Origin of the sequence: Psychromonas ossibalaenae ATCC BAA-1528 (assembly GCF_000381745.1) — a bacterium.
In the GTDB taxonomy this organism is placed as follows: Bacteria; Pseudomonadota; Gammaproteobacteria; order Enterobacterales; family Psychromonadaceae; genus Psychromonas; species Psychromonas ossibalaenae.
Genome location: NZ_KB906971.1, coordinates 45,267 through 56,703, shown reverse-complemented (window position 1 = coordinate 56,703; position 11,437 = coordinate 45,267). Strand labels below are relative to the sequence as shown.

10 protein-coding genes are annotated in these 11,437 nt (G+C 41.8%); all 10 read left to right on the top strand.

Going from position 1 to position 11,437, the window contains the following annotated elements:
• Positions 1-123: 123 nt before the first annotated feature.
• Positions 124-390 carry a YebG family protein gene (locus tag G327_RS0103880; protein ID WP_019613451.1) on the top strand — a complete coding sequence of 89 codons (267 nt, stop codon included), beginning with the start codon at positions 124-126 and terminating at the stop codon, positions 388-390.
• 168 nt (positions 391-558) lie between these two features.
• Complete coding sequence (gene thrS / locus G327_RS0103870; RefSeq protein WP_019613449.1) at positions 559-2,466, top strand: threonine--tRNA ligase; 1,908 nt, start codon at positions 559-561, stop codon at positions 2,464-2,466.
• A 6-nt stretch (positions 2,467-2,472) separates the two neighbouring features.
• A complete protein-coding gene (gene infC, locus G327_RS0103865) occupies positions 2,473-3,030 on the top strand; it encodes a translation initiation factor IF-3 (protein ID WP_019613448.1) in 558 nt (185 codons plus the stop codon).
• A 97-nt stretch (positions 3,031-3,127) separates the two neighbouring features.
• Complete coding sequence (gene rpmI, locus G327_RS0103860; protein ID WP_019613447.1) at positions 3,128-3,325, top strand: 50S ribosomal protein L35; 198 nt, start codon at positions 3,128-3,130, stop codon at positions 3,323-3,325.
• Positions 3,326-3,340: 15 nt separating this feature from the next.
• Positions 3,341-3,697: a 50S ribosomal protein L20 gene (gene rplT, locus G327_RS0103855; RefSeq protein WP_019613446.1), complete on the top strand. Its 357-nt coding sequence runs from the start codon at positions 3,341-3,343 to the stop codon at positions 3,695-3,697.
• 379 nt (positions 3,698-4,076) lie between these two features.
• Positions 4,077-5,258, top strand: a complete 1,182-nt coding sequence (locus G327_RS0103850) for an aminotransferase-like domain-containing protein (protein WP_019613445.1) — start codon at positions 4,077-4,079, stop codon at positions 5,256-5,258.
• Between the two features lie 317 nt (positions 5,259-5,575).
• Positions 5,576-7,801: an ABC transporter permease subunit gene (locus G327_RS0103845; protein ID WP_019613444.1), complete on the top strand. Its 2,226-nt coding sequence runs from the start codon at positions 5,576-5,578 to the stop codon at positions 7,799-7,801.
• Between the two features lie 39 nt (positions 7,802-7,840).
• Positions 7,841-9,499, top strand: a complete 1,659-nt coding sequence (gene pstA / locus G327_RS0103840; RefSeq protein ID WP_026339170.1) for a phosphate ABC transporter permease PstA — start codon at positions 7,841-7,843, stop codon at positions 9,497-9,499.
• A 58-nt stretch (positions 9,500-9,557) separates the two neighbouring features.
• Complete coding sequence (gene pstB / locus G327_RS0103835) at positions 9,558-10,370, top strand: phosphate ABC transporter ATP-binding protein PstB (RefSeq protein WP_019613442.1); 813 nt, start codon at positions 9,558-9,560, stop codon at positions 10,368-10,370.
• A gap of 296 nt (positions 10,371-10,666) precedes the next feature.
• Positions 10,667-11,374: a phosphate signaling complex protein PhoU gene (gene phoU, locus G327_RS0103825; protein WP_019613440.1), complete on the top strand. Its 708-nt coding sequence runs from the start codon at positions 10,667-10,669 to the stop codon at positions 11,372-11,374.
• Positions 11,375-11,437: the final 63 nt, after the last annotated feature.

The window sequence follows — 11,437 nt, the reverse complement described above, 5'->3', positions numbered from 1 at the left end:
TAAAGTAGAAGATAGCAAAATTTACATCTATAAACAAAGCTTGCATATTAAATATAAAACACTTACTGTATAAAAAAACAGTTGTTATACCAGGTTCATTATCGAGTTATAAAAGAGGCCGCCGTGGCAGTAATTATAAAATACATTGTAGAAAGAAAAGGTGTTGAAAAAATGACCTTTACCAGTAAAAAAGAAGCTGATGCTTATGACAAAATGTTAGACAGTGCTGATCAGCTGGCCGCATTTTTGGGAGCAAGCTCGGTTACCTTAGATGATGAGCAGTTAGAGGAACTGGGCTTGTATTTGGCAAGTAACAAGGAGGTGGTTCTGAATCTATTTAAAGGGAATGATTTTTTACCTGAAAATACGCCGGGAAAAAGCAAAAAATAGATAATTTTCAGACTGTTTCCCCTAAGATCTATAGAAAATATGTGTAACTTTTATGCGATTTAAAATTGCCGCTTTTCATGCGGCTTATATTGCTTTAAAATACGCGCTTCGTTTTTTATAGATAATACAAATGCTTTTTGGTTGGAAGCATCACTGTGAGGAAACAGCATGCCAATAATTACTCTTCCCGACGGTAATCAACGTCAATTCGAAAATACGACATCAATAATGGAAATCGCCGCCGATATCGGCCCGGGTCTTGCGAAAGCATGTATCGCCGGTCGTGTAGACGGTAAATTAGTTGATGCCTGTGATCCCATTGAAGATGATGTAAATATCTCTATCATCACCGCAAAAGATGATGAAGGTTTAGAAATACTACGTCACTCCTGTGCACATTTATTAGGTCACGCAATTAAGCAGCTTTATCCAAAAGCTAAAATGGCTATCGGTCCGACTATCGAAAACGGCTTTTATTACGATATCGACTTAGATGTTGCTATCAATGATGAAGAGCTGGCAAAAATAGAAAAACGCATGAATGAGCTGGTAAAAACCAATTATTCTGTGATTAAGAAGAAAGTATCGGTAGACGAAGCGATCAGTATTTTTAAAGAGCGCTGCGAAGAGTACAAGCTGGAGATCCTTGAAGGCATCCATAAAGATGACCGTCCCGGTTTATACCACCATGAAGAATATATCGATATGTGTCGTGGTCCGCACGTACCGGTAATGAAATTCTGCCAGTATTTTAAACTGATGAAAGTTGCCGGTGCATACTGGCGCGGTAATTCAGACAACAAAATGCTGCAGCGTATTTACGGCACAGCATGGGCAGATAAAAAGCAGCTTAAGGCGTATCTAAAACGTCTTGAAGAAGCCGCGAAACGTGACCATCGTAAAATTGGTAAACAGTTAGATCTTTATCATATGCAGGAAGAAGCTCCTGGTATGGTGTTCTGGCATAATAACGGCTGGACTATTTACCGCGAATTAGAGAAATATGTTCGTGAGCAGACTGAAGCTTATGATTACCAGGAAGTAAAAGCACCGCAGATATTAGATCGGTCTCTTTGGGAGAAATCTGGTCACTGGGGTAAATATAAAGATAATATGTTCTGTACTTGTTCGGAAAACCGCGATTACGCGATTAAGCCGATGAACTGTCCGGGTCATGTACAGATCTTTAATCAGGGGTTGAAGTCTTACCGTGATTTACCATTACGTATGGCTGAGTTTGGTTCTTGTCACCGTAATGAACCATCGGGTTCACTGCACGGTCTGATGCGTGTACGCAGCTTTACTCAGGATGATGCACATATCTTCTGTACAGAAGAACAGATCCTTAGTGAAGTATCTGCATGTATTCAAATGGTATTTGAATGCTACAAAACATTTGGTTTTGATGATATCGAAGTTAAATTATCAACACGCCCGGATCAGCGCGTAGGTGATGATGCAACTTGGGATAAAGCTGAAGCAGCTTTAGCGGATGCTTTAGATAAAAATGAAATTAAGTATGATATACTGCCGGGCGAAGGTGCATTTTATGGACCGAAAATTGAATTCACCCTGTATGATTGTTTAGGTCGCGCGTGGCAGTGTGGTACAATCCAGCTTGATTTCTCAATGCCGGGTCGTTTGGATGCGTCATTTGTTGGTGAAGATAACGAACGCCATACGCCGGTTATGATCCACCGTGCTATTTTAGGCTCATTAGAGCGCTTTATCGGTATTTTAACCGAAGAGTACGCGGGTATTTATCCGACGTGGTTATCACCGCAGCAGGTTGTAGTGATGAACATTACGGACAAACAGTCTGATTTTGTGCAAGAAGTTGTAAATAAATTGAAAAAATCGGGAATTAGAGCCATTTCGGACTTGAGAAATGAGAAGATAGGCTTTAAAATCCGCGAGCATACTTTAAAGCGTGTTCCGTATTTACTTGTTATCGGTGATAAAGAAGTCGAAGCCGGGGAAGTGGCTGTAAGAACACGTAAAGGTGATGATTTAGGAAAATACAATGTCGAAGACTTTGTTAATTACGTTAAAGAAGAAATCATTACACGTCGTTAAATCTATTTGGAGGAATTTGTTATAAAAGGTGCAAGAAAAGCCCCGCAACAGGGCAATAAACATCGTTTGAATGATGAGATCACTGGGACTGAAGTTCGTCTTTCTGATTCGGAAGGCAAACCAGTTGGTATTGTTTCACTAGATGAAGCAAAAGAAATGGCAATTGATGCAGATTTAGACTTAGTTGAGATCAGCCCAAATGCTGAGCCGCCAGTTTGTCGCATCATGAATTATGGCAAATTTCTGTACGAAAAGAGTAAATCCGTTAAAGAACAGCGGAAGAATCAGAAACAGGTTCAGTTGAAGGAAATAAAATTCCGTCCTGGGACTGATGAAGGCGATTATCAGGTAAAACTACGCAACCTGACTCGCTTTCTTGAAGAGGGTAACAAAGCTAAAGTAACACTGCGTTATCGTGGTCGTGAAATGGCACACCAGTCATTAGGATTGAATCTTTTAAACCGTATTAAAGCGGATTTAGCTGAGATATCTGTTGTCGAGTCTTTCCCGAAAATGGAAGGCCGTCAGATGGTTATGGTGTTAGGCCCTAAACGTGCTAGCTAAGGCATAAAGTAGTGTTAAGCTGTTTTATTTTATATAAAACAGCATAAACATTCGCCTTACTGGTTTAATTTAAACTTAGAACAATGCGGAGTTCGCAATGCCTAAAATGAAATCTAACAAAGGTGCTGCAAAGCGCTTTAAAAAGACTGCTTCTGGTGGTTTTAAGCGTAAGCAATCACACTTACGTCATATCCTTACTAAAAAATCTACTAAGCGTAAGCGCCACCTACGTGCACAAAGCATGGTAGCAAAAGTAGATGTACCTAGTGTTAACAGAATGTTACCATTCGCTTAAGTAAGGAATTAAAAAATGCCAAGAGTAAAACGTGGTGTACAAGCGCGTGCACGTCATAAGAAAGTCTTAAAACAAGCTAAAGGTTATTACGGAGCTCGTTCACGTGTTTATCGCGTAGCGGTTCAAGCAGTAACTAAAGCTGGTCAATACGCTTACCGTGACCGTCGTCAACGTAAACGTGTATTCCGTCAACTGTGGATTGCACGTATTAACGCTGCATCTCGTCTAAGCGGTTTATCTTACAGCCGTTTCATCAATGGTCTTAAAAAGGCTTCTGTTGAAATCGATCGTAAGATCCTTGCAGACATCGCAGTATTTGATAAAGCAACATTTGCTCATTTAGTTGAAGTAGCTAAAAAAGCACTAGCTTAATCAAAATATCTGATGAATAATTAGATTTTTTAAAGGGAGACATTATGTCTCCTTTTTTTTAACCTAAAATCGATGTATTGAGGTTTTTAATCTAATTTACCAGCACTTTGTGGTTAAAGTAAGCGGCCGGATCTGCAGTTTAGTTTTCTTAAAGGTACGACTGTTTTGTTATTGGTTTTATAATTTATGATTATAATCAACACCTTACTTTTATCTGAACAATGCATCTCTTTATTATCGGAAATAATAGAAAAAGATAATAATTCTGTTTATCACACGCCTAAACCTTGTTATTTGTTTTTAAATAACATAAAAAGGTTATTCTGCATTTACCCTATTGAATAACACTAATTCAATAACTGTTATTATGGATAATTTTATGAACGAGCTTTTTTCAAATCGTATCTCTGGTGTGCCGCCGTCTTTCATTCGTGAAATATTAAAAGTGGCTGTTGATCCGTCAATCATCTCTTTTGCCGGCGGACTTCCAAACCGTGACCTGTTTCCTGTTGATGCGCTTCAGAAAGCAACCAATGATATCTTTAATGATGATGGTAAGGATATTCTACAGTACAGCAGTACTGAAGGTTATTTACCGCTGCGTGAAATGATTGTTGCTGATTACAAGCGTAAAGGTTTAGACATAAATATTGATGAAGTACTGATCACCAATGGATCTCAGCAGGGATTAGACCTGCTTGGTAAAGTATTAATCAACGAAGGTGACCAGGTTATTATCGAAGAGCCCGGTTATTTAGGTGCTATTCAGGCATTTGAAGTTTACTCAGCAGAATTTAATTCTGTCGCTGTGAATCAAGACGGCATGGACATAAAGGCACTGCAGGATACGTTAAAAACCAGTCGTGCCAAATTGATGTATACGGTGCCGAATTTTCAGAATCCGTCGGGCATTTCCTACACTAATGAAAACCGTCGCGCCGTTGCGCAGTGCCTGTCAAAAACCAGTACTTTATTGATTGAAGATAATCCCTACGGCGATTTACGCTTCTCCGGTGAAGAAAAGCTGTCCTTTAAAGACCTCCTGCCTGAGCAGACTATCTTATTAGGTTCATTTTCAAAAACGGTTGTACCATCTTTTCGTTTAGGCTGGATTGTTGCGCCTAAACCGTTAATGGAAAAACTGATTATTGCTAAACAGGCAGGGGATCTGCACTCAAATTATTTCTGTCAGCGAGTATTACACCGCTTTTTGCAGGATAATGATCTGCAGGCGCATATTGAAAAAATTATTGCGGTCTACGGTAAACAGAAACAGGTTATGGAGAACGCTATCAAACGCTGCTTTCCTGAACAAGTTACTTATATCAATCCGGAAGGCGGTATGTTTTTATGGGTAACCCTGCCTGAGTCTTTGTCGGCGATGGAGCTTTTTGATAAAGCGATTGCTGAGAAAGTTGCGTTTGTTCCCGGCGACCCGTTCTACGTGAGTAAACGCGGTCTGCATACCCTGCGTCTGAACTTCTCAAGTGTCGACCCTGATATTATTGAACAGGGCATAGCGCGCTTAGGTAAAGTGCTGCATGAGGCACTGGATAAATAAATCTATCCGATGCTGCTGAAACCAGTCTCATGACTGGTTTTTTTATACCTGCCTGTTGTACCGCCATAAGTACCTGCTTTATGTCACAAACTATACATTTGTAATATAACTGTCATAAAAGCGCAATATACTAGAGGCCGTCTAATGGAAGCCTTGCCCGGTTGAGTGCGAAATTTTTCAGCCGAAGTCATTTATTAATATAGCTCGTCTGCACTGCATTACTTCCATCTTGCTGAGAATCTAAATAGTCGCCGGCAGGAACACATAATAAAGCTTAATAACCGCACTTGTAAAAAATATGCTGGAGATAGTAAATAATGCATGCTGACTTAGCAAACACGTTACAGGCCGACAAGAAACGTGTTATTAAGGATAAACTAGTCAAATACAGTATCAGCAGCGGCGGTGCGCTCGTGCTGCTTACACTGCTGCTGATATTCGCTTATCTACTTTATGTTGTTTCCCCTATTTTTGCCCCCGTTACCATTGAAGCCAAAAAAGAATTCGCTTACTCGAACGACGCCGATGTGCTGGCACTTGGCCTGGATGAGCAGAATGAGATTACTTATCAGGTCACTGCTGACGGTAAACTGTTTTTCTATTCCTTACGGGATAATGACCTGGGCGATTTACTGCTGAGCGAAACTATCTCCAGCAGTTACACCGCTTTTGCTAAGGCGTCGGCTTCTGCCGGTGCTTATCTATTTGCCGATCAGCACGGACGGGTGAAAATATTTCAGCCGACATTCAGTACTAGCTACCCAGATGACCTGCGTTTAATAACACCTGAAATTAGTTACCCTTTCGGTAGTGCCTGGATGCAGATAGATGCTCTGGAACAGAAAATCACCAGTGCAAGTTTTGAGCTTGCAGAACAAAGTGCGGCTGTTGCTGTGGTGACTGCTGACGGACGAGGCATTTATTACCTGTTAACTGCGAGTGAAAACATAATCAGCGATCAGCTGCTATGGGAAAAGCAGGCTGTCGTACTGCCTTCGCTGCCTCACCGGGTGGATCAGATGCTGTTAAGCCCGGATCTTAACAACCTGTTTGTACGCTCAGGCAATAATTTATTAGTGTACGACGTTTCTGATATTGCTGATATTCGTGTTAAATCTGCTGTGACAATTAATGCTGTCGATGCCGATGTGACTGACATGCAGCTCCTAACCGGAGCCAGTTCACTTATGGTCGCTAATGATAATGGTGTTATCAGTCAGTGGTTCGAGGTTTTACAAGATAATAAACGCACTTTTACTTTTATCCGTGATTTTAAAGCGCCGGATAATGTGACCGCTATTACGCCGGAGTATTTTCGCAAGGGTTTTTTGACTACGGACAGCCAGGGTTATTTATCACTGTTTCACACCACAGGTGGTACGCGCCTGTTAACCACAAAACTGAGTGACAACGGCACATTTCTGGCCGCAGCATCGCCGCGTGCGGATGCTGTCTTGATAGCTGATAACAGCCGGCTGCGTTTATTTGCAGTTGATAATGATCATCCTGAAATTACCTGGTCGGCGTTATGGCAGAAAGTCTGGTATGAAGGTTACCCGCAGGCGCAGTATATCTGGCAGTCGACTTCTGCCAGTGATGATTTTGAAGCTAAAATGAGTCTGGTACCGATTTCATTCGGAACCATAAAAGCCGCTTTTTATGCGATGCTGTTTGCGGTGCCGATTGCTGTCTCAGCTGCCGTTTATACTGCTTATTTTATGTCTCCTGCCATTCGTTCTTATATAAAACCGACGGTTGAGATAATGGAAGCATTGCCGACGGTTATTCTCGGTTTTCTTGCCGGTCTGTGGCTGGCGCCTCTGATTGAGAGCCATCTGCCGGGCATTATTCTGCTGTTGTTCAGCTTACCTCTGAGTATATTAGCAACTGCATTTATCTGCAGTATTTTACCTAGAAATATTCAAGACTCGCTTTCTGGGGGCTATCATCCATTAATTCTGATCCCGGTTCTGCTGCTTGCAGGCTATCTGTCTATGCGCTGCAGCGGTACTTTGGAATTGTGGTTGTTTGACGGGGATACTCGTATGTTCCTGACTAATGAGCTAGGTATTGATTATGACCAGCGTAATTCACTAGTTGTCGGTATTGCCATGGGGTTTGCGGTTATTCCAACGATTTTTTCCATTGCTGAAGATGCTGTGTTCACTGTTCCGAAAAGTTTAACAATGGGTTCCTTAGCGTTAGGGGCTACACCCTGGCAGACCTTGACAAAAGTTGTTATTTTGACCGCGAGTCCCGGCATATTTTCTGCCGTGATGATGGGCGCCGGACGCGCGGTCGGTGAAACTATGATTGTGCTGATGGCTACGGGTAATACACCAATTATGGACTGGAATATATTCGAAGGTATGCGCACTTTGTCGGCTAATATCGCGGTTGAAATGCCGGAATCAGAAGTTGGTAGTTCACATTATCGCATCTTGTTTTTAGCCGCGTTTGTACTTTTTATTTTTACCTTCTTTTTTAATACGGTCGCCGAATTTGTGCGCCAGCGTTTACGTGAAAAATATTCTAGGCTGTAAAGCCGCTGACAAAGTACCTTGAGGCAATATGATTATATTATGAGAAAATGGATTAAATCAGGCACTCCGTGGATATGGATGACCGGCGGCGCAGTAAGTATCAGTTTAATTGCAGTTATCGGCCTGTTTATATTAATCGGTTGGCGCGGATTAAGTTTTTTCTGGCCGGGCAGCGTCTATGAATTTGACATGCTTGATAAACAGGGCGGGCATTATACGTTAATCGGTGAAATCTATGATGTTGAAACTGTATCAACTGAGCAACTTATTGATGCCGGTATCAGCGGACTAGAAGGAAAGCCGGAAACTTTAGAGCGTTACTTGATTAAAATAGGTAATCGAGAATATGTTGATCTGGATTTTCAGTGGGTATTAGAAACGATTATCAGTGCGACAAGTAAACCTAAAGATATTGTTGTATTTGAGCGTAGTAAAAACGGTAATTTTTACGGTTATATTGAAGATATTCTGCAGCAGGGGCGTTCGGTAAACGTTGAACAGACTTCGTTCAAAGAGCAGCTGCAGATCCGCCTGGCTCGTGCCGACGCTCTAAAAAATCAGCAGCTGGAATTATTGAACGGTGAAATCAGTAGTATTAACTTTGCCTTAGAAAAAATCCGTTTAAAAAAACGAAAATTGGATTTAGAGGGTTTATTAAATGAACAGAATATTCTCGAACTGAATGCACAGAATGAAAAATTAACTGATAAATACCTGGCCTTAGAAGAACAGCTGTTTTCTTATCGTAAACAGGCGCAGCGTGATAGTGTTGTTGTGCGGGATATGACAGGACGTGAAGTAACGCTGCCGCTGTCTGAGTTGATTGATTTTTATCTGCCGAATGATATGAGTTTTTCTGCCAAAGTGCAGCACTGGCTGCATCAGGCCGGTAAATTCGTTAGTGACGATCCTCGTGAAGCAAATACAGAAGGCGGTGTTTTTCCGGCTATTTTTGGTACCGTTTTTATGGTTATGTTAATGGCTGTGATGGTGACCCCGTTTGGTGTTGTTGCCGCTATCTATCTGCATGAATATGCAGGAAAAAATAACCTCACTAAATTTATCCGCATTGCCGTTATTAACCTTGCGGGTGTACCGTCGATTGTTTACGGTGTCTTTGGTTTAGGTTTTTTTGTTTATATTATCGGCGGCAGTATTGATCAATTGTTCTATCCTGAAGCGCTTCCTGCACCGACATTCGGCTCCCCCGGGGTTTTATGGTCAGCATTAACCCTGGCTATTTTGACTCTGCCGGTTGTTATTGTCTCAACTGAAGAGGGGTTAAGCCGCATACCAAGTTCGCTGCGGGAAGGATCGTTAGCACTTGGGGCTACAAAATCGGAAACTCTATGGCGAATTGTTGTGCCCATGGCCAGTCCTGCAATTATGACCGGACTGATTTTAGCGGTTGCACGCGCGGCCGGTGAAGTTGCACCGTTGATGTTAGTAGGGGTGGTGAAAATGGCACCGGCATTGCCGGTTGATGCTAACTTCCCTTTTTTACATCTTGATCGTAAGTTTATGCATCTCGGTTTTCATATTTATGATGTGGGTTTTCAAAGTCCCAATGTGGAAGCTGCCAGACCTTTGGTTTATGCGACTTCGTTTTTACTAGTAACGGTTATTATCGGGCTTAACCTGGCGGCCATTGCAATCCGCAATAATTTGCGTGAAAAATATAGAGCACTGGAACATTAACTTAACTACAAATATATGCGGGCATAGAAAGTTTAATGCTCCAAACTTGGATAGATAGATGATCACACTGGCAACACCAGCCGCTGATACACAGGCACTTACAGGCTTAAGTGCTGCACAGACGGCACTGGAAATTAAAAAACTGGATCTATATTACGCAGAAAAACAAGCTCTGTATGATGTTTCCATGAAGATCCCTAAAGGTAAAGTAACCGCATTTATCGGTCCGTCTGGTTGTGGTAAGTCAACACTACTGCGCTGCATCAACCGCATGAACGACTTGGTTGACAGCTGCCGGGTAGAAGGGCGTATCGAACTGCAGGGGATTAACATTTATGATAAATCAGTTGATGTTGCTTCATTACGCCGTCGTATCGGCATGGTATTCCAGAGTCCGAATCCGTTTCCTAAATCGATCTATGAAAATGTTATTTACGGATTACGCCTGCAGGGTATTAAAGACAGGCGCACATTAGATGAAGCTGCCGAGAATTCACTGCGCGCCGCCGCCTTATGGAATGAAGTTAAGGACCGCCTGCACGATAATGCATTCGGTTTGTCCGGCGGCCAGCAGCAGCGTTTAGTTATCGCCCGCGCTATTGCTATCGGCCCGGAAGTATTATTATTAGATGAGCCGACCTCTGCGCTGGATCCGATCTCAACATTAACCATTGAAGAGCTTATCTCTGAGCTGAAAAAGAAATTTACCGTGGTGATTGTCACTCATAATATGCAGCAGGCAGCGCGGGTTTCCGATCAGACTGCGTTTATGTATATGGGTAAACTTATTGAATATTCCGATACCAATACGCTGTTTACTACGCCCCTGCAGAAACAGACCGAAGACTATATTACCGGGCGATATGGTTAATAACGTTTTTCAATATTTGTGTATATTACAATGCAGCTGCAAGGAATAACCAATGGAATCTTTAAATATTAATCGCCATATATCAGGACAGTGTAACAGCGAATTAGAAAGCGTGCGTAACCAGGTGATGCAGATGGGCGGATTAGTATATGGGTCAGCTGATTTAACATACGATACCAATACACTGTTTACTACGCCTTGTAGAAACAGATCGAAGACTACATTATCGTACATTATGGTTAATAACATTTTTACAATATTTGTGTATATTACAATGCAGCTGCAAGGAATAACCAATGGAATCTTTAAATATTAATCGCCATATATCAGGACAGTTTAACAGCGAATTAGAAAGCGTGCGTAACCAGGTGATGCAGATGGGCGGACTAATTGAACAGCAGTTTTCCGATGCGTTAACCGCGATGGCTGACAACGATATTGAACTGGCGCGTCAGGTTATTGTGAAAGACAAAGAAGTTAACCAGTTTGAATCGAATGTTGACCACGAGTGTTCTAGAATCATTGCTAAGCGTCAGCCGGCAGCCAGTGATCTGCGCTTAATATTAACCATTATGAAAACAGTGACAGAACTTGAACGTGTTGGAGACGGGGTTGCCGGTATTGCCTCGATGGTGATTGAAAATCATGGTAAAGCACTGCCTTCGCTTATTGGACTTGAGAATATGGGACAGATTGTGCTCAAGATGCTTCATAATTCACTGGATGCCTTTACCCGTTTAGATTTAAAAGCAGCTGTTACTATTCATAATGAAGATAAAAAAGTAAATCGTCAGTACGAAAGTATTCTGCGTGAGCTGATGACTTTTATGATGGAAGATCCGCGTTCAATTCCTTTTGTATTAAAGGTACTTTCATCGGCACGCTGTATTGAACGGATCGGTGACCGCTGCCAGAATATATGTGAACAGATTGTTTATCTGGTAAAAGGTGTTGATGTTCGTCATGCCACGGAAGAAGAGATTAATTCACTGCTCACCGAGTAATTTACAAATGATTGCAGGCAGTTTGTTTTATCACCAGTTTCTGGCTTTGCTAAACTGCTGCTA